The 19,570-nt window shown below is 31.6% G+C and carries 18 protein-coding genes; 11 read left to right on the forward strand and 7 right to left on the reverse strand.

Annotated elements, in window-relative coordinates:
- Window positions 1-19 precede the first annotated feature (19 nt).
- Genes BLP60_RS09305 through BLP60_RS09315 form a run of 3 tightly spaced genes read right to left on the reverse strand, consistent with a single transcriptional unit; the run spans window position 20 to window position 2,182 of the window.
- The gene (locus BLP60_RS09305) at window positions 20-688 is read right to left on the reverse strand and encodes a beta-ketoacyl synthase N-terminal-like domain-containing protein (RefSeq protein WP_092066285.1); all 669 of its coding nucleotides are present in this window, start codon (window positions 686-688) and stop codon (window positions 20-22) included.
- The gene (locus BLP60_RS09310) at window positions 688-1,809 is read right to left on the reverse strand and encodes a beta-ketoacyl-[acyl-carrier-protein] synthase family protein (RefSeq protein WP_092066287.1); all 1,122 of its coding nucleotides are present in this window, start codon (window positions 1,807-1,809) and stop codon (window positions 688-690) included. Before BLP60_RS09310 ends, BLP60_RS09305 begins: the two co-directional genes overlap by 1 nt.
- Window position 1,810: 1 nt before the next feature.
- Complete coding sequence (locus BLP60_RS09315; RefSeq protein ID WP_092066289.1) at window positions 1,811-2,182, reverse strand: ApeI family dehydratase; 372 nt, start codon at window positions 2,180-2,182, stop codon at window positions 1,811-1,813.
- 347 nt (window positions 2,183-2,529) lie between these two features.
- Between BLP60_RS09315 and BLP60_RS10620 the strand changes: the two genes are divergently transcribed.
- Entirely contained in the window at window positions 2,530-2,679 is a 150-nt protein-coding gene (locus BLP60_RS10620; protein ID WP_159427725.1) for a hypothetical protein, read from the forward strand.
- A gap of 172 nt (window positions 2,680-2,851) precedes the next feature.
- Here the strand turns inward: BLP60_RS10620 and BLP60_RS09325 are convergent, their stop codons facing one another.
- Window positions 2,852-5,149, reverse strand: coding sequence for an MMPL family transporter (locus tag BLP60_RS09325; RefSeq protein WP_092066293.1), 2,298 nt, complete (start codon window positions 5,147-5,149; stop codon window positions 2,852-2,854).
- Between the two features lie 86 nt (window positions 5,150-5,235).
- Between BLP60_RS09325 and BLP60_RS09330 the strand changes: the two genes are divergently transcribed.
- The 3 genes from BLP60_RS09330 to BLP60_RS09340 all read left to right on the forward strand — a co-directional run bounded on the left by BLP60_RS09330 (window position 5,236) and on the right by BLP60_RS09340 (window position 7,439).
- Window positions 5,236-5,964: a SagB/ThcOx family dehydrogenase gene (locus tag BLP60_RS09330; protein WP_092066295.1), complete on the forward strand. Its 729-nt coding sequence runs from the start codon at window positions 5,236-5,238 to the stop codon at window positions 5,962-5,964.
- A 121-nt stretch (window positions 5,965-6,085) separates the two neighbouring features.
- A complete protein-coding gene (gene yedF / locus BLP60_RS09335) occupies window positions 6,086-6,703 on the forward strand; it encodes a sulfurtransferase-like selenium metabolism protein YedF (protein WP_092066297.1) in 618 nt (205 codons plus the stop codon).
- Between the two features lie 256 nt (window positions 6,704-6,959).
- Window positions 6,960-7,439 carry a CBS domain-containing protein gene (locus BLP60_RS09340; RefSeq protein ID WP_092066299.1) on the forward strand — a complete coding sequence of 160 codons (480 nt, stop codon included), beginning with the start codon at window positions 6,960-6,962 and terminating at the stop codon, window positions 7,437-7,439.
- Between the two features lie 72 nt (window positions 7,440-7,511).
- Here BLP60_RS09340 and lon read toward each other — a convergent pair whose 3' ends face one another.
- From lon to radC, 3 genes are read right to left on the reverse strand one after another with little or no spacing between them, the layout of a single operon-like run.
- Window positions 7,512-9,953 (reverse strand): endopeptidase La, encoded by a 2,442-nt coding sequence (lon, locus tag BLP60_RS09345; protein ID WP_092066301.1) that lies wholly within the window; start codon window positions 9,951-9,953, stop codon window positions 7,512-7,514.
- A 22-nt stretch (window positions 9,954-9,975) separates the two neighbouring features.
- The gene (locus tag BLP60_RS09350) at window positions 9,976-10,248 is read right to left on the reverse strand and encodes an acylphosphatase (RefSeq protein ID WP_092066303.1); all 273 of its coding nucleotides are present in this window, start codon (window positions 10,246-10,248) and stop codon (window positions 9,976-9,978) included.
- A 15-nt stretch (window positions 10,249-10,263) separates the two neighbouring features.
- Entirely contained in the window at window positions 10,264-10,947 is a 684-nt protein-coding gene (gene radC / locus BLP60_RS09355) for a RadC family protein (protein ID WP_092066305.1), read from the reverse strand.
- A gap of 333 nt (window positions 10,948-11,280) precedes the next feature.
- Here radC and cas6 point away from each other — a divergent pair, with 333 nt between their 5' ends.
- The 7 genes from cas6 to BLP60_RS09390 are packed head-to-tail and all read left to right on the forward strand — an operon-like array spanning window position 11,281 to window position 19,338.
- The gene (gene cas6 / locus BLP60_RS09360) at window positions 11,281-12,231 is read left to right on the forward strand and encodes a CRISPR system precrRNA processing endoribonuclease RAMP protein Cas6 (protein ID WP_092066307.1); all 951 of its coding nucleotides are present in this window, start codon (window positions 11,281-11,283) and stop codon (window positions 12,229-12,231) included.
- Window positions 12,232-12,245: 14 nt separating this feature from the next.
- Entirely contained in the window at window positions 12,246-14,828 is a 2,583-nt protein-coding gene (cas10, locus tag BLP60_RS09365) for a type III-A CRISPR-associated protein Cas10/Csm1 (protein ID WP_092066309.1), read from the forward strand.
- A 15-nt stretch (window positions 14,829-14,843) separates the two neighbouring features.
- Window positions 14,844-15,254 (forward strand): type III-A CRISPR-associated protein Csm2, encoded by a 411-nt coding sequence (csm2, locus tag BLP60_RS09370; RefSeq protein ID WP_092066311.1) that lies wholly within the window; start codon window positions 14,844-14,846, stop codon window positions 15,252-15,254.
- Window positions 15,255-15,266: 12 nt separating this feature from the next.
- Window positions 15,267-15,980 (forward strand): type III-A CRISPR-associated RAMP protein Csm3, encoded by a 714-nt coding sequence (gene csm3, locus BLP60_RS09375; protein ID WP_200779129.1) that lies wholly within the window; start codon window positions 15,267-15,269, stop codon window positions 15,978-15,980.
- Window positions 15,981-15,995: 15 nt separating this feature from the next.
- Window positions 15,996-17,015, forward strand: coding sequence for a type III-A CRISPR-associated RAMP protein Csm4 (gene csm4, locus BLP60_RS09380; protein ID WP_092066313.1), 1,020 nt, complete (start codon window positions 15,996-15,998; stop codon window positions 17,013-17,015).
- 3 nt (window positions 17,016-17,018) lie between these two features.
- Window positions 17,019-18,233, forward strand: coding sequence for a type III-A CRISPR-associated RAMP protein Csm5 (gene csm5, locus BLP60_RS09385; protein WP_092066315.1), 1,215 nt, complete (start codon window positions 17,019-17,021; stop codon window positions 18,231-18,233).
- A gap of 10 nt (window positions 18,234-18,243) precedes the next feature.
- Complete coding sequence (locus BLP60_RS09390; protein ID WP_092066317.1) at window positions 18,244-19,338, forward strand: putative CRISPR-associated protein; 1,095 nt, start codon at window positions 18,244-18,246, stop codon at window positions 19,336-19,338.
- Window positions 19,339-19,570 lie beyond the last annotated feature (232 nt).

Below are 19,570 nucleotides of genomic sequence, written 5' to 3' on the forward strand. Positions count from 1 at the left end.
TTGTGATTTTAAGTTTAACTTAGTTTTTATTTATAGCTTTAAAAATAGAAATAAAATTTTCTACCTTTTGTTTATTAAAGTCAATTAGTCCTTGGTTATTTAATCTGAGTGTTCCATAATAATGAATATTATTTCTGATTTTTTTTTCTAAAACAAAAAACAAGGCCATGTTTTGTTTTTCTTTTTGATATATAGTCCCAAAATCGCATTTTCCTAATAATGTTATTGGATCTGGACTTAATAAAGCCATTTTAATAGCTTCTAAACCTGAAGTTTTGGTTTCGTTTATAACAAAAGTTTCTCCTTTAAGATTAAAGTTAAGAGCAGCTTCTCCTAAAAAAGTAGAAGGAAGAGTATAAGTAAATAATTTGGGACTTGCTAAGAGTCCATTTTTGGGTTTAACCGTGTTTAAGAAGTCAATATCTCGTTCTAGGCAACCATATTGAGTTGAAGCTATTATGCCTATGTTTAGGTTTTCATAGTCTTCTAGCTTAGCATCTTTTAAGGCTAATCCTAAGGCGAGCAAGCTTGCTTGGGAATATTTATCCATTCTGCCGAATCTTTCTCTTTTAGGCAGAATGTTTTTAGCAATTTTTTGGAAAAAATTTTTTTGTTCTTGAACAATAATTTTTCCTTGTTGCCATTGAGTGTTAAAAATAGCTCCTAGTCCTGAGATAAATGCCTGCATTAATTTCCATTAACTCCTGTTTTGAGAATAAGAGCAGCATTGATTCCGCCAAATCCTGAATTGGTTTTTAACGCATATTTTGGGTTATTTTGAATAGTTATATTTTCTGTAGTAATTTGTTCTATTTCTGGCTCCTTGCAACCGATTGTAGCGGGAATAATTTTACTTGCCAATGCTTTTAAAGTAAGTGCGACTTCAATACCGCCTGCTGCACCTAAGGTATGTCCAATAGCTCCTTTTAAAGAAAAAATAGGAGTGTTTTTAAAAAAATTTTTAAAGGCCTCTAATTCCATTTTATCATTGTAAACTGTGCCTGTGCCATGGGCATGGATCATAGCGATATCAGAAGGATTTATCTTTGCTATTTTAAATGCTTTTTTTATTGCCAAGACAAGACCAGCTCCTTTTGGATGAGGAGCAGTTAAATGAAAGGCATCATTGCTTACTCCCCACCCTACAACTGTGCCTAGGCACTTTAATCCATATTTTTTTGCTGTTTTTGGGTTAGTTAGTAATAAAATCGCTCCTCCTTCGCCTAAGGTTAAGCCCTGTCGTTTGCAGTCAAATGGTTTGCAAGCAGAAGGCGATAGTGCCCTTAAACTAGAAAATCCTGCATGAACAAATTCACTTAGCAAGTCAAAACAAACAATGATAACTGCATCTACTAAACCTTTAGAAACAAGAGATGCTCCTTTAGCAATAGCAATAGTGGAAGAGGCACAAGCTGCATTTATATTTAAAAATGGCTTTATCTTCAGATAATTTCCTATCCACGATAAAGCATAAAAAGGTAAAGATTGTTTTACTTTCTCTAAAGATAAGTTTTTACTTAAGATGTCAATGCCTGCTTTAGTAGTTGCAGTAAGTAATATACTTTCTTGAGGTAAGGGAAATGGAAGATTTGAGAGTAATCTTGTTAATAAAGAAAAAAGTAAACTATCATTGTCTGTTTTTTCTAGATTTTCTATATATGCTCCTACCTTAGAGATATAATTTGTGGTATTAAACCTAGAAATGCTCTTTATAGCACTTTTTTTTTGTAAAATATTGTCCCAGGTGTGTTTAATATTAGGCCCAAGAGCTGTTAAAATTTCAAATCCTGCTATCCAAACTTCGTTCATATTATTTGTCTTTATCCAATTTGAGCTTAAAAGTAGTTACTAACTTATTTTTTATTATAATGTTACAATTATATATAAGGGGACTATCTGCCTTTTCACATTGTAAGGATATTTTGTCGTTAGGTTTAATAGGATATAAAAATTTTGCTTTAAATATTTTTTTGATTTTGATTTTTTCTTTTAACAAATTTTGGAGACATATTTTTGCTAGTAATATCTGAATAATGGCTGGCAAAATTTGATTTTGAGGAAAATGACCTTTAAATCCAATAAAATTTTCTTTAAAAATATATGTTTGAATAATCTTTTCTTGTTCTTTATTAATCCAAGAGGAGATTAAAAATTTTTTAATATCATTTTGAACAGTTTTCATATATGTTTATTTGCGCTAATTGTATTGTTATAAATATTTTTTTCAGTTTGTCCTTAAATTTTATTTTTTTAGGTATATAAATTCCATTTTTAGAGCAAAAATTTGAATAAACTACTTCCCACAAGTTGTCTTTTGATACATATTTCTTTTTTATAAGCAGCTTGCTGGTTTTGTCAAAATAAAACTCTGTATATTGTTTATGTTTTTTAAATTGTAAAAAAACTATTGTTTTTTGTTTTAATATGCCTTGGTTTAGTAAATTTGTTGTTGGAAAGGAAAAAATAAATTTTAAATATTGGCAAATAAATTTTAATTTTTTAAAAAATGGATTTAGAGAGGGAGAGAAAATGGTCACTTTTGTATTTTCTTTTGATACAGATAAAAGAAATAGCTTTATGCCAAATGTATCCATGGCTAATAGATCGATTTTTTTTGACTCAGAATCTATCTTTAGAAATATATTTAGTATTAATTTTTCTCTATTAAATTTAGATTGAATTATAATTAACCCACTAGAGTCAACTTTAATATTTTTCTTTAACCAAACTTTATTAAAATAAGATCTATCTATTTTAATTGTAGATGTTTTAGGGATATAAAACTCCAGATTATTTTTTGTACAAGCAGAGGTTAAGAAGATTAAGAAAGTGATGGTTAGAATAAAATATCTCATTTTATAAAATCATATAATAAGGGCATAATAAATAATGTAGATATTGCTGCACCGCTAATACCAAAAAGAACAGTTATCCCAATAGAATGCATTGCAGGGTGTTTAGCTATAGCTAAAGCACCAAATCCTACAAGAGTTGTTAAGCTTGAAACAAAAATCGCTTGAGTTGTATTGGTCGATAGTTTTTTTTGTAAATGACTTAGCATAAATATTCCATAGTCTGCAGCTAAGCCAATAACAAGCGGGATAGAAACTATATTTATAATGCTAAATTGAAGTTTAAACAACCACATTCCAATACAGATACTTGTTAATCCAGTAATTATTGGAATGCTAGCTAAAAGGACCTTTTTAATGTTCCTAAAATAAAAATATAGGATTAAAAGGATAAAACAAGAAGCTAAGTTAAAAAAAATTGAAAGTTCATTTTGAATGGTTTGAGCTAATTGATGTTGAAATTTACTTGCAGATATAATTTTTGCTTCAGGTGGAAGAATGTGTTTACTTATTTGATATAGTTTGGAAGTGTCTGGAATAAAAGTAAAAATTTTGTACTGATTGTTTTGGTGGAATATAAAAGAGGAATAAATTGGTTTTGCTATTTTTTTTAAATTAGATGGAGTAATGGGAGTAAATTTTTTTTGTACAAGTTTAAAGAATGGATCAAAGGTATTGGATGTAAAACCTAAATTTTTGGCTATTTGGTTAATTTGATTATATATATTTGAGTATTTATTGGGAGTCCAAAAAGATTTCCAATCTTGATAGTTTTTATATTGTGTCTCAATAGAAGGTAAAATAGGAGCTAGTGAATTTAAATTATTAGTAGACTGAATTAATTTAAAATATACTAGATCATTTAATTTTAGTGCTTTTTGTAAACTTGAATCATTTACTAATATAATCGCCTTTTCTCTAATATTCCCCCAAGTTTTTTTTAAATATTGTTCTTGTTGTGATAATTCTTTGGGGATATAGTTTAAACTTTTTAGATTGCCGTTAAAAGGGATATATAAAAATTGTATTGCTCCTGATATTACGAGAATAATCCAAAATATAAAGTAATATTTGTTCCTGTTTATATTTTTAGAGGAAGATGAAAGGTGAGTTAAATGGGGGCTATTAAGATTAAAAAAATAGGGCAAGAAGAAAAGAGAAAAGGCTAGAGCAAGACAAAGTCCTAGAATAGAAAGAAGAGCAAGTTGTCGAAGTGCTGGAAGGTTAGCAGATAGTAAGGTTAAAAAGGCCCCTATAGAAGTTAAGGCACTAAAAAAGAGGGGTTTTTTAATAGTAGAGAAGATGTTTTTTAAAGATTGTTTAGAAGTTAAGGCAAAATAGACATGAAGCCCGTAATCTATGCTAATGCCAGTTAAGACAGCCCCAAAGCTAAGAGCAAATCCTGATATTTGAGAATAGAATAAGGAGATAAGAGCGATTGTCCAGCTTAAAACAAGCATAGGCATTATTAAGACTATAATGCCCTGCCACGAACGTAAAAATAGGAAGTAGATTAGTATTAATCCTAGGATAGAGACACCAAGCGTGATTTTGAGGTCTTTTTTTATTCTTTCAGCATTGTAAAATGCATAAAAATGAGCTCCTATAATATGGGCTTTGACCTTTTGGGGTAATTTTTTAATTAGTTTATTTAGATATAAGACTAAATTTTTTACTTTATGGGTGTCTGTTATTTTTATGGGTGTTTGGGCAATGATGAGAATGTTTTTTTTATCTTTACTTATAAAGTGGTTATGAAGAATTTTTACTTGTGGACTTATTTGAAGGTTTTTTAGTTTGGAGATAAGTATTTCTCTTAAGTGTAAAGGATCTTTTAGAATTATAGGTTTAATAAAGGTAGAAAGAGGAGATACAAGCAACTCATAATTTTTTTGCATACTTTGTTTGATTTGAGCAGGTGTGGTTTTTTGTTTTAAATAAGCAAGATCATTTAAAGAGCATAAATTAGGGAGATTGTCTAAAAGATATAAAAAAAATTTAGTTTTGTTTTTTATTGGAGGCTCAAGTATTACTTGGGAGAAAAAGGGGGAAGGTAGTTGCTTTGCCAAGATATCTGCTTGCTGAATAAGTTCGTTAGGCGAGAGGGAATCAGAGTGTAGTGTTATATATATTTTTTGAAAAAGAGGAGCAGATTGAAGAAGGCTAAAAGTATGAAGAGTTTCTTGGTTTTGAGGTAATAAAGAAGTTATATTATCATCTATTTTTAGTTTGGAGATAAAAAGTACTGCTAAGCAAGTTAAAAATAAGGTTAAGAGGAGAATTATTTTTTTAGGCATGTATATATTTTTAAATTTATTTTATAAAATAGTTTAAGTTTGTTTTAACTTGATGAAAATTTACAAGCCAATTTAGGGGGTCAAATATGCCAGATTTAAAAAAGAGTAAAGGTTGGAAGTATTTTCAAGAGACAAAATTTGATAGGAATACTCTCCCTTTTTTACATCCTCTCCGTATTTCTTCTCCTCGTAAATCTAGTAAAGACCAATTTCTAGAGATACCATTACCAGAACCACAACAAGATGATTTTATAGATTTGCTTTCAAAGCGGCGCTCTTGTAGAAGTTTTGCTGAGTTACCATTGGATTTAGAAGAGTTAAGTTATATTTTATTTGCAGCCTATGGAGTCACAGGAAGGGCTGGTTTTTATACTCTTAAAACTGCACCTTCTGCTGGCGCCCTCTATCCATGTGAGTTGTATCTTCAAGTAAATAGAGTCAAATCCCTTGATCCAGGGATATATTATTTTTTACCAGATAATTTTTGTTTAAAGCAGATTAAACTAAAAGATTTATCAAGTGAGGTCCAAGAGGCCTCTTTAGGTCAAGGTTTTGTGGGAAGGGCGGCTGTAAATATATTTATAAGTGCAGTGTTTAGACAGAATATGATAAAATATGGCCATAGAGGGTTGCGCTATATTTTGCTTGATGCAGGTCATATTGCCCAAAATATTCTTCTTGGAGCAGTTTCTCTTGGATTAGGATCTTGTCCTGTAGGAGCTTTTTTTGATGATGAGTTAAATTCTTTAATTGGACTAGATGGAGAAGAAGAAAGCGTGTTGTATGTCTGTAGCTTGGGAAGGATTAAAACGTAGTTGTTATATTGGTGTTATTAATTTTTTCAATCGTTTTTAAAATTATCTATAGTTAAAATTTATTTGAGTTTTTTTATGCTTAGGAGTTAGATATATCCTTCTTTTTAAATAAGGAGGATTTATGAAAGAAAAAGTGCTGTCTTGCGAAGGATTACCTTGTCCTCAGCCTGTTTTAAAGTGTAAAAAAGCAATTGAGGAAGAATCTCCTGTTAAATTAAAAATTATAGTTGATAATGAGGCTGCAAAGGAAAATGTATGCAGATTTTTAAAAATGCAGCAATATAAAGTGCAAGATATTTTTCAACAAGACAATAAGTGGGAAATTATTGCTATTAACACTAAAAAAGAAGCATCAGATAATATAGAAGAACATAACAAGACGCTTAAAGATTTTAAAGATAAGCAACAAAAGATACTGGTTTTTATTGCTAAAGATAGAATAGGACAGGGAGATGATACTCTTGGGGCTAAGTTAATGGCTAATTTTATTGCCACTTTGGGAGAGATGGAAAACTTGTGGAGAATCATTTTGGTTAATAGTGGAGTAAGGTTGAGTATTGAAGGTAGTGATGTGTTAAGTGACTTACAAAAGTTAGAAAGTGAAGGTGTTTCTATTTTGGTCTGCGGAACGTGTTTGGATTTTTTTAATTTATTAGATAAAAAGGCTGTAGGTCAAACCACCAATATGCTGGATGTGGTAACAAGTATGCAGTTGGCAGATAAAGTGATTTCGCTTTAGACTCTTGGAAGTTAGAAACATTTTGCGGTTGGTTTATATTTATTAAACCAACCGTTTTTTATTTAAGAAAATGACCTTTACCTAATAATTTAAATTGTTTTTTCTGTCCTCCTCAAATCAATCTTTATTTTTTCTTGTATTTTCTATAGGCTAGAAAACAATTTGGCAAAGGTTAAGAAAAATAACAAATTTTTAAGATTGTGACCTAATCTGTAAGAAAAGAAGTGTTATGTTTTTAATTTAAAGGAGGGAAACTATGTTACTGAGAAAGCGTGTGTGGGATATTATGCGAGACGATTATCCAAAGGTCAGTGAAGATGCAAGTTTAACCAAGGTTATAAAGGTTTTAAAAAAATATAATGAAAAATATCCAGAAATAAATTGCGTGTTGGTTTTTTCTAAAGATGACAAATTTAAAGGTGTGATTTCTATGTGGAATATTATTCAATCTTTGGGTCCGTGTTTGTTAAAAGAGAGTAGTTTATTAGATAAAGAGGTAAATTGGGATAAGGCTTTTACAAGGGCCTGTAGAATATGTTCGCAGGTAGGAATTGAGGAAATTGTCCAAATGAATGTCCCAGTTGTAAAACCAAGTGATCCTTTAGCAAAAGTTATGGAGATTTTTATAGATTATAGAAGAGGAAGGGCAGTAGTAGAAGAAGGAGGCAAAGTTATAGGTTTGGTTTTGCTTTCAGATTTGTATAGAGAAGTCGCTCGAGATGTAGAGAACTGGTAAGAATAGAGGCAAAAAAATAGGGAGTCTTTAAAAGACTCCCTATTTTTTAACTAAGTTACATATAAATTTTTTTTATTTTTTGTTTATAGGTTTTAACCCTAATTTATTCCACAGGTCTTCCACATGTTCAATTGTTTCTATTTTTATCTTTTTTCTAAGGTCTTTAGGAATTTCTTGGAGATCTTTTAAATTTTGCTTTGGAATAACAACGGTGCTTAGACCATAAGTTACTGCTGCAAGAATTTTTTCTTTAATGCCTCCAACAGGCAACACTCTACCTCGAAGAGTTATTTCCCCAGTCATGGCAATATCTCCAGGCAGGCTCTGTTCAGTTAAAGCAGACATAAGAGCAGCACTTATAGTTACTCCTGCAGAAGGCTCGTCTTTTGGGGTTGCTCCTGCTGGTACGTGGATGTGAATATCTTTTTTTTCTGCAAAGTCTTCTTCAAATCCAAAGTCTTTGGCTTTGGTTCTAGCATAGCTTAGGGCAGCTTGGGCGCTTTCTTTCATTATATCACCTAGTTGACCAGTGAGTAAAAGCTTTCCTTTTCCTGGCAGTACACTAACTTCTATATTTAAAACTTCTCCGCCCACAGGAGTCCAAGCTAGTCCCAACGCTACTCCTGGTGGTAGTTCTTTTTCTTTTTCTTCATTTAAAAATTTAGGCACACCTAAAAATTTGTGGAGATTTTGAGTAGTAACTCTAAATGGTCCTTTTTGTCCTTCAGCTACTTTACGAGCGATTTTGCGACAAATTGCTCCTAATTCTCTTTCTAGGTTTCTAAGCCCTGCTTCTCTGGTATATTCTCTAATTACTTTTAAAATAGTTTTAGAGCTAATTTGAATGTCCTTGGGTTGTAATCCATTTTCTTTTATTTGCCGAGGTAAAAGATATTTTTCTGCTATTTTTACTTTTTCTTGTTCTGTATATCCTGGAATGCGGATTACTTCCATTCTGTCTAATAATGCGGAAGGAATGGTGTCTAGCATATTTGCAGTACAGATAAACATAACTTTAGATAGATCAAAAGGAACATTTAAATAGTGATCCGTAAAAGAGTTGTTTTGCTCAGGATCTAATACCTCTAAAAGTGCAGAGGCAGGATCTCCTCTAAAATCATTTCCCAGTTTATCAATTTCATCTAACATAAAAACAGGGTTTTTACTTCCTGCTTCTTTGATGCCCTGAATAATTCTTCCAGGCATAGAACCAATATAAGTACGCCTGTGTCCTCGTATTTCAGCTTCATCTCTCATTCCACCCAAAGACATACGCACAAATTTTCTATTTAATGCTCTGGCAATTGATTTTCCAAGAGAGGTTTTTCCAACCCCAGGAGGACCTACAAAGCATAAAATAGGCCCTTTCATTTTAGGATTTAATTTGCGGACACTAAGATATTCTAAGATACGTTCTTTTACTTTATCCAAATCATAGTGGTCTTCATTTAATATTTTTTCAGCTTCTTTAATATCTAGCCTATCTTTTGTTGCCTTTTTCCACGGTAGTTCAACAAGCCATTCTAGATATGTTCTAATAACTGTTGCCTCTGCAGCTTCAGGATGCATGGAAGATAGTCTGTTTAGCTGTTTTTCAGCTTCTTTAAACACTTTTTTTGGAAGACCTGCTTTTTTAAGTGCTTTTCGCAGTTCCTCAATTTCATCTCCTTCTTCGCCCAGTTCTCCTAATTCTTTACGAATTGCCTTTAGTTGTTCTCTTAAGAAAAATTCACGCTGCGCCTTATCCATGCCTTCTTTAGCCATACTTTGAATTTTGGCTTGCATGGTGGCTACTTCTACTTCTTTGGCAAGTTTTTGGTTAACTAACTTTAAACGTTCTATTGGATCTTCACATTCTAGAATTTTTTGAGCTTCTTCTGGCTTCATTCGTAAATTTGAAGCAATAAGATCTGCTAATCTACCTGGCTCATCTACACTGTTTAGTACAGCCATTATTTCAGAAGAATCAATACTTTTTAAGTTTAATATTTTTTCACTTTGCTCTCTTGCAGCTCGGATAAGCGCTTCTACCTCAGGACCATACTCTGTTATATCTTTTTCTTGTATTAAATCTATTTTTACTTCATAAAAAGGATCTTCTCTTGTAAATTCTTTTATTTTGGCTCGTTGTATGCCTTGAATTAAAACTTTTAAGCGGCCGTCAGGCATTTTAAGCATGCGCATAATAAGAGCAACAGTTCCTGTGTGATAGATGTCGTTAGGGGTTGGATCATCTATTTTTTCATCTTTTTGAGCACAGACCAGTATGTATCTATTTTGATTTAATGCCGCATCTACTGCATGAACGCTCTTTTCTCGCCCAACAAACAAAGGTAAGATCATATAATTAAAAATAGTTATATCTCTTACTACTAGCAGAGGCATTTTTTCTGGAATATCTAGTCCGCCAGTTTCTTCCTTATTTTCACTTTCTGGTTGTTGGTTCAGTTCTATTTCTTTTGGATCTTCTTGCGTATCTTGGATTTCAGTTTGATGAATTTTTTCGTCACTCATAGAAATATTTTTCCTCCTTTAATTATCCTCGAATTTCAAAATGTTCATAGGTTTTGTCATATTCTATTTGCTTACACTCTACTTTTTCAACTCTGCTTAAAGGAGAGCCAGTAAGCAGACGCTTTTTAAATTCTTCTAAATCTTTATCTTCTCCTTGAGCCAATACTTCTACTTTGCCATCTTCTAAATTCCTGACCCAACCTTTTATGTTTAAATTTTTAGCTTGATCTGCTGTCCAAGCTCTAAACCACACCCCTTGAACCTTACCACTTACTAAACATTGAATAGTTTTCATTTCTCTCCCTCCCAATTAAAAACCGTGTTCTTTAAAACTATAAAAAGTGTCCTTCCCAATTATAATATGATCTAAAAAGTTTAACTCTAAGTTAGAGCACACAGCTTTTATTTTTTGAGTAAAGTTTTTATCTTCCCATGATGGATTAGGATCTCCACTGGGATGGTTGTGTGCTAAAATAAAAGCCTTTGCTTTTTTAAAAAGAATTTTTGTTAAAATTTCTCGTACGTAAACAGGTGCACTATCTACGGTTCCTTGGCTTAATTTTTCTACTCCTATTAGGTTATGTTTATTGTTCAATAGAATAATCCAAAATTCCTCTTTTTCCAAGGACATTAATCTATTTTTTAATAAATCAAAAACCTGTTTAGGCTGCTGAATAATAGTTCCTTTTTGGCTAAACTTTTGTTTTTCTGCCCGAAATAAAAATTCTCGTAAAGCTAAAAGAAAAGTATAAAAACCTTCACCTACACTAGGGATACTAACAATTTCTTGTTTAGAAGCTAGAAGAATATTTTTAAAATTTCCAAATTGTTGTAATAAATTTTTTGCTATTGGTTTTGTATCCCTTCTAGGTAAAGCATAACCTGTTAGTAATTCTAACACCTCGTAATCATTTAAGCTCAAAGGGTTTTCTATTAACTTTTGTTTTAGCCTTTTCCTATGGCCTAAATAATGTGCTTTTATTTTTTCAGCCATTTGGATTAAAAGCTTAATTTTGAGTTTTATGTATTTAGAGTAGGCATTATTTTTAAAATGGGCAAGAGGGTAAGAGAAAATTTTTATAAAAAATAGGCTTGGTTAGGTAAAAATGTTATAATTGTCTTAAATTATTTAAGATTACTTTATAATTTAGCAAGTATGTTTATCTTAATTAACAGTATTTAACAATTTGGTTATTTTTTTATGTAATGCTAAAAATTATGGTTTTAATTTTTTACAATATTGTCGCAATAATGTTTTTTGTTGATTATGTTGACAATTATCTTTCTTTTTTAATAAAGACTATTTTATTTTTAATAGGATGTAAAAATGGAATTTATAAGAAAGATAAACTTTTTGCCTTTAAATGTGAAAATTCAGGCCCAAGAAGAGTTTTTATTACCTGTTTATAAAGGTGGGACTTTTAGAGGTGGCTTTGGTTATACTTTTAAAAGAGCAGTGTGTGCTCTTAAGTCTGTTAGTGATTGTAAAGGATGTATTTTGTCTTCTTCTTGTGTGTATGCGTATATATTTGAGACTTTAAGGCCAGAAGATACCAAGATAATGCGAAGATATGAGCATGTACCTCATCCATTTGTGTTATGTCCACCTTTGGAGAGAAAGCGTTTGTATCAAAAAGGAGATATTTTGGAGTTTGGTTTGGTTTTAATTGGTAAGGCTATAGAGTTTTTGCCTTATTTTATTATAGTTTTTCAGGCACTTGCATCTGAAGGTTTGGGGGCTGATAAGGGTAAGTGTGTTTTGAAGGAAATTACTTCTTGTGATGGAAAGCAAGTTTACAGAGCAGATAAAGATGTGGTTAAAAAAACAGGTATAATTTCTGGCAAAGAACTAATTGCGCATCCTGTATCTTGTAGGCGGGTAAGAATGGATTTTTTAACTCCCTTAAGATTGCAAAGAAATGGTAAAATTATTGATAACAACCTATCGTTTCAAGATATTTTTAGAGCTTTGCTGAGAAGAGTAAGTCTTCTTACTTATTTTCATTGCAACATGGATATTGAAGATAAAGGTGTAAATTTTAAGCTGTTAATTGAAAAATCCAAAGAAATAAAAACCATAGAAGACAATACTCGTTGGTTCCATTGGAAGCGTTATTCTACAAGGCAAAAAAGAGCCATGCCTGTTGGTGGTTTGATTGGAGATATTACTTTTGAGGGCAATTTTGAGCCTTTTTGGTTGTTTTTGCGTTTGGGTGAATATTTTCATGTGGGTAAGAATACCAGTTTTGGGCTGGGGAAGTATAAATTAAATTATTAAAGAGAGGGGTGGCAATGGTAAAAGATGATACTTTAATCTTATCTCTAGCAGCATTTTGTCATGATTTGGGCAAATTGGTACAAGATTGTTTTAAGATAGAACAATCTTATTTAGAATCTAATCAATCTTTATATCAACCTGTGTACAATGGGCAGTATAAGTATCGTCATGCCTTATGGACAGCAGCTTTTATTGATTTGCACAAAAATTTATTCCCTAAGATGCTTTTTGATAGAGAGTGGGGAGAGGATAATTTTTTGAATTTGGCAGCAATGCATCATAAGCCAGAAAGTCCAAAACAATGGGTTATTAGTGTTGCTGATAGATTAAGTAGTGGTCAAGACAGGGATGTGTTTTTAGAAGGAAAAGGCATTGCTATTAAAGATTTTAAATCCACTCGATTAGTTCCCATTTTGGAACAATTATCTCCTCAACAAAAAAAGGTTTTTGAATCTTTAAACGATTTTGAGTGGGAATATGAGTTAGCTCCTATGTCAGCAACTAATATTTTTCCTATTAAACGAGAGAAAAAAGATAAAAATTCATATAAAAGTCTTTATGAAAATTTTCATAATGCCTTATCTGGATTAGCTCATAAAAATGAAAGTTTACTTCTGTGGATGCAGCATTTTGAATCTATTTGGAAGAAATACACATTTTTTGTGCCTGCTGCTCGTGTAGGTAAAGTTATTCCAGATGTTTCTTTGTATCACCATAGTAAAACAAGTGCTGCCTTGGCCACAGCAATCTATTTGTATCATGTCACAACAGATTCTTTAATAGAAAAAGATATTAAAGCAGATAGTGAAAAATTTTTAGTAATTGCAGGTGATTTTTTTGGTATTCAAAAATTTATTTTTTCCCGAGCAGGCGAAGAAGTACATCATCGTTCCAAAATTTTACGAGGACGCTCTTTTGCTGTTTCTTTGTTTTGTGAGCTTGCTGCAGATTTATTATGCCAAGAAATAGGCCTTTCTCCTTATTCAGTACTTTTAAATAGCGCTGGTAAATTCTATATTCTTGCCCCAAATTTAGATGAAGTTGTTGAAAAAATATATGAAATTGAAGAAAAAATAAATAATTGGCTCATAAAAATGACTTATGGAGAAGCAAGTTTAGGTATTTCTTTTACTAAAGGCAGAGCAAGTAGTTTTGAAAAAAATAATTTTAAAGATTTTTGGCAAGAAGTTCAATCTAATCTTCAACAAAAAAAAGCTTCTAGATTTTCTCCTGTTAAGTACTGTGGTGTTTTTGATAAGTATTTAGACTCATTTAGTAATGATTTAGATTCTCCAATATGTCCTTTGTGTGGGAAAAGACCTTCTTCAGTCATTGTTGAAAACGATGATCTTATTTATAAACAAAAGAAAGGGTCTGCTTGTACATTTTGTAGAGACCATATAATGTTAGGGACTAATTTAGTAAAAAATGATAAAATTGCAATTTTATATAAAGTTGAAGAAAATAGATTGCAGAATAAAAATAAATATTTAAAAGAACCTATTTTTGGTGAATATCAAATAGCTTTTGTCCAAGGGAAAATGAATGAATTTGCTAAGGAAGGAGTATTGAGAAAGCTTTGGCAGGTAAATGTTACAGAAACTGGAGAGATACCAGAGGAAATAACATTTATGCCTTTAAATGGTTATGTGCCAGTATATACAAAAGAAGATGAATATGATGATAGATTAATTTTGGGTAAAAAGTCTGAAAAAACATCAGAAGACCTAATCGATGCAATAAAAGAAAAAGCTCCAAAAACTTTAGCTCATTTGGCTTTAAGTTCTTTAGAAAAAGGCGAAGAAGATAAATGGTTTGGGGTTGATGCTCTTGGCGTGCTAAAGGCAGATGTGGATGATTTAGCTTTGTTGTTTGCGTGTGGTTTGCCAAAAGAACGATTTACTATCTCTAGGCTCTATGCTTTAAGTTCGCAGTTTAACAACTTTTTTGCCTTTTATTTGCCGTATGTTTTACGTTCTTCTAGAAATTTTAACTCTATTTATACTGTATTTGCAGGAGGAGATGATTTATTTTTGCTTGGTCCGTGGGATAAAATAATAGATTTTGCTGATTTTATTTATGATAAATTCAACCATTATGTTTGTGAAAATAAAGAGGTACATTTTTCAGCAGGAATTTCTTTTGTAAGGGCAAATATGCCAGTAGATATTTTTGCCCAATATGTTGAAGAGAATCTTGAATTGGCTAAAAATGGCGGCAAAAATAGTGTTACCATGTTTAAGAGGGTCGTTGGCTGGAAACAATTTGAGGAAGTATTGAATTTACGAGGAGAGATTAAGCACCTATTATCATTGAAGTATTTAACCAAAGCAACACTATATAAATTGAACGAATTGATAGAGATGGCTGAAAAAGAAAAAAAATTAATGCAGAAGGCTAAAATTAATATTAAAGATATACATAATCTAAAATGGAGAGCACTTTTGAGTTATGTATTGGCGAGGAATGTAAGAGCGGATGATAAAGAAGTTGTAGAAAATATAGTGTTGCGTTTTGCGCAGATAATAGAACAATATAGAGGTGACTTAATAATTCCATTATGGTATGTTTTGTATAAACAAAGAAGGTATAATTAGATAAAGGAGGAGAATATGGATAAAATTAAACTAAGAAATGATGATGGTAGTATTAATTATTTGGCATTTTCTGAGATAGCAGAAAAGAAGGCAGAATTAATAGATAGAGTAGCGTTAAGAAATAAAAAAGGAGATAAACAAAATAATAAATCATCACAACTTAGAAAATTTTATGATGAACTTTTTAAAATAAATCAAAGAGGTATGAATTATAACAATAATGAATGGCAAAAAATTATTTTACCTCAGCTACATATGCTTATACCTAAAGCAGTTTATGCCCAGGGTAGAAAATTAGTTACTCATCACTTTGTGGATATGATTAAAAATTTGATCACTCAAGTAAAAACTAAAGACGATTTACAATTAGCAGTAGATTTTTTTGAGGCATTTATTGGTTTTTATAGAATTTATAGAGAAAAATAGGAGGTTGAAAAGATGAAATCAATGAAGCTTATAGGTATAGAAGAAATTACAGGTAAAGTGGCTTTAAAAACTGGCCTTCATATTGGCGCTGGTGATGTGGAAATGCATATTGGCGGAACAGATAATCCTGTAGTTAAGCATCCTTTTACTAACGAGCCTTATATCCCTGGCTCATCATTAAAGGGAAAAGTACGTTCTCTTTTGGAGTTAAGAAGTGGGCTTATGGGTGTTACTAAAGGGTCTCCAGTATCTGTAAAAGATTTAAGAGGCAATAATATTTCCTTAGAGCAAAAGGAATGGGGTAAAAAAATTATTAAACTTTTTGGTGCTAGTGGAGCAGATGCAGATGATTTAAGAGAGTATGGCCCTGCTAGGGTATCTTTTTCTGATTGTTTTTTTACTGAAGATGTGCGTCAGAAAATAAAGAGTGGTGAAATGGTGGCAACAGAAATTAAAGCAGAAAACTCTATTGATAGAATTTCTAGCACTGCTAAAAATCCACGTTTTACAGAAAGAGTCCCTGCTAATATAGAATTTGAGTTTAAAATTACTTTAAAGAAATTTGCAGGAGATGAGGACGAGTTAGAAGATTTACTTTTTCAAGGATTAAGACTTTTGGAATTGGATGCTTTAGGTGGTAGTGGTAGTAGAGGATATGGTAGAGTAGAATTTAGGTTTGACGATCCCGAAGTAGAAGAAAAGTTTAAAAAAAGTAACCCGTTTTAGTGTTGGAGGATAACTGTGAAATTATATGAAGTGGTTATTAAGCCAGAGTCCAGATTTGGTACTCCTTTAAAAGGAGATACTATGTTTGGTCATTTTATCTGGCAATTGGTTTTAAATGAAAATCTTCTAGCTGTCCCTTTGTCTGATTTGCTTGAGCGTTATGTGGAAGAGCCTTTTATTGTATTTTCTTCAGCCTTCCCTAAAATTTATATGAATAGGCAGGATTATTTTTTCTTAAAAAGACCAGAATTGCCTTTAAGTTTTTTTCAAGGCTCAATTATAAATAAAGATACTGTAGAAGTTATAAAAGAAAGAAAAAAACAAAAGAAAAAGAAATTTATTCAAGTAAGAAGTGATTTAAAAATAAATTGTGAGGCAAAAAATCTTGTAAGTGAGAAAGAAATTTTTGCAATGTATAAGGAAGTATTGGGTGACGATTTTCTTGAGTTTTGCCCTAATACTTTAGAGATTTCTTGTTTTCAAGTGCATAATAAGATTAATCGATTAACTTCAAGCACAGGAGAAGGCTTTGCTCCTTATAATCAAATAGATTCTTTTTATTTACCAGGATTAGAGTTGTCTTTATTTGTGTTATTTGATGAAAGTGTTTTAGATATAGATGAGCTTTTAACTATTTTAGAAAAGATTGGGCTTATGGGATTTGGTCGAGATGCTTCTTCAGGGTTGGGGCGATTTACTTTAGGAGAAGAGCAAGAATTAGAGCTTCCTGATTTTTCTGATTGTCAGGCCTTATATACGTTATCTCCGTGTGTGCCAATTGAAGAATTAGAAAAAATTTATTTTCAGCCTTTTGTGCGGTTTGGTCGGCATGGTAGTTTTTTGGCTACTTCTAGCAATCCTTTTAAAAATCCTGTGCTTATGGTGGAAGAAGGAGCGGTTTTAATTCCTAAAGAATTGCCAGATAAACCTTTTGTTGGGACAGCTCTTACTAAACTATCAAAGGTAGAAGAGAATACAGTGGGGCAGGGCTATTCTATTGTCTTACCTCTTTATTTTAACTCTATGGAGACGTAGGATATGAAAGGAGAAATTTTAAATAAAAGATATAGATTAAAGGTATTGAGTCCTGTTCATGTAGGTTATGGTGATGTGTATGAGCCTACTAACTTTGTTGTTGATGCCCAAAAAAAAGAACTTCTTGTTTTGAATATAGATAAATTTTTATTGAATTTACCTGGAGAAGAATTGAAACAGTTTTCATCTATTTGTAAATTAGGTACTAGTTATGCTTTAGTAAAGTTATATCAATTTATGTCTAATCAGCTAGACTTTGTAAAATCTCATTCAGAAATCATAGTCAGAAAAATAAAACTTGTTTCTGGTTTTGTGGAACATTTTAATAAAGTGAAAAATTTGTCTAAAGATAAATTAAATGAGTTAAATAAATTTTCTATAAATTCTCTTAGTTATAATCCAAATAATAATTTGCCTATTATCCCAGGTAGTTCTATAAAAGGTGCAATTAGAACTGCTATTTTAAATTATTATCAAGATAGAGCAGATAAAAAAGTTATTAAAGAAGCTCATTATAAAAAGAAGTCAACAGTTTTGGAAAAGCAAATCTTAAAATTTAAAGATGCTACTGATGATATTTTAAAAAGAATAAAGGTATCTGATTTTGTGCCTATAGGAGAAGTAAAAACAAAGGTTGTGTATGCTGTTAATAGGAAAAAAGATGGTAGAAGAGCCTCAGGACCTTATCAAATTTTTGAGATTATTGAACCTGGAGCAGAATTTGAAGGGAGTATTTCTATTATTAAGGGATTGGATAATAAAGCGCCTATTGATTTATCCTTTCCCAAGTTAGAGCAGATTATAGAAAGTTTTTTTGAGGGAATTTTTGCAACAGAAGACAAAGTAATTGAGAAATTAGGGGCGAAATTCCCAGTGCCTCCTTTGGGTTTACCCATAAAAATTGGTCGTCATAGCGGGGCAGAGGCTTTAACTGTAGAAAAGTTTAGGAATATAAAAATCAATCAGGGTCGTAAGAATAAGCCTGTTTTTTTGTCTCACGCAACTACTATTTGGTTAGCTTCAGAATATTTTAAAGTTGAAGATAATCTTTCTCTTGTGCCGTTTGGTAGGGCAACTCTTTTTTCTAAAGAGAAAGATAATCAAAGAAAAGAATCTATTGTTCAAAAGTCAATACAACAAGAGGACATAAAAAATCAAAAATCAGTTCAACAAAAAATTGATGTTTCTATTTTAAAACATAGATTTAAAGTTAGATAAGGAGATATTTATGCCCAATTACATTGTTTCTCCTTGTGGCACAAGCCTTTTAACTGGTGGTGCAGATAACAAAGTGCGTGTGTTATTGACTCGTTATGCTAATTATAAAAATTTAAATGATGTTGAGCCAGAGCATAAGGTTTTGCTCGAAGATAGAGTAAAACAAGTTAGAGATGAGCTTTTAGAACTTGGGCCAGAGCAAGTAATAAAGCGTTCTGCTGAATTAAATGCTTTGGTTAAATTTTATAATGGTAAGTTTTTAGCAGGGGATTATCATTTTTTGCTTTGCTCAGATACTTGGCTTGGAGAACAAACAGCTAGTATGATTTGTGATTGGTTAAAAAGGCAAAATGATAAAATGGTTGTTGAGGTGCATCGGCAAACAGATTTGCAAACAGAAGATATGAGTTCCTTTCAGCTTGCTTTAACAGAATTGGCTGAGATGTTTGATAATTCTTTGTTAGGTTTTAGACAAAATCAATATCATATTGTTTTTAATCTTACAGGTGGATTTAAAAGTGTGCAGGGATTTTTGCAAGTAATTGCAATGTTTTATGCAGATGAAATTATTTATGTTTTTGAATCTGGTTCTACTTTGTTGCGTATTCCAAAGCTTCCTATCCAAATTGATATGGAAAAAGGCATAAAAAAAAATATTGCTTTGTTCAGGCGTCTTGAGGCAGGGATTTTAAAACTAGAAGAATCTACACAATTGCCTGAAATATTTATTTTTCAAATGGATAGCGAAGTTGATTTTTCTCCATGGGGTAGAGTTGTTTGGAATAGGGCAAAAGAGACATTGTATGCAGAAAAACTTTGGCCTGAGCCAGTAGATTATGTGCGTTTTTCTGATAGATTTAAAAAACAGATAAATTCTTTGCCTGCTTATAGAAAAAAAGAAATGAATGAGCGTATTGATCAACTTGTGAAGGCATTGAGAGATGAAAGTTATAATCCACGCAGTTTGCGTTTCCACCCCATCGAAGGTAAAAAAATGGGTAAATGCACACATGAATTTTACGCATGGACTGGCGAAGCAGCGAGAGTATATGGGTATTTTGATGAAGATGTTTATGTGGTTGATAGGTTGGACGACCATTTATAAATAGGGTTAATTAGGATTGCGCGGAGCTTAAAGTGAGTAAAAATAATAGAAAAATAGTTGAGGTTGGCGTTTGTTTAATATATTGATTTTTTTGACAAAAGAATAGGGGTTGTGTAGATGAAAAATTTTTTATTAGAGAGGTTGGCGAAAATTGATTTTAACTTTCAGTTTTTTTTAAGTTTTTAAAGGTTGCTATTTGAATTGTCCCTTGATGAAAAAAGGATTGAGACAT

Origin of the sequence: Desulfonauticus submarinus (genome assembly GCF_900104045.1) — a bacterium.
Lineage (GTDB): Bacteria > Desulfobacterota > Desulfovibrionia > Desulfovibrionales > Desulfonatronovibrionaceae > Desulfonauticus > Desulfonauticus submarinus.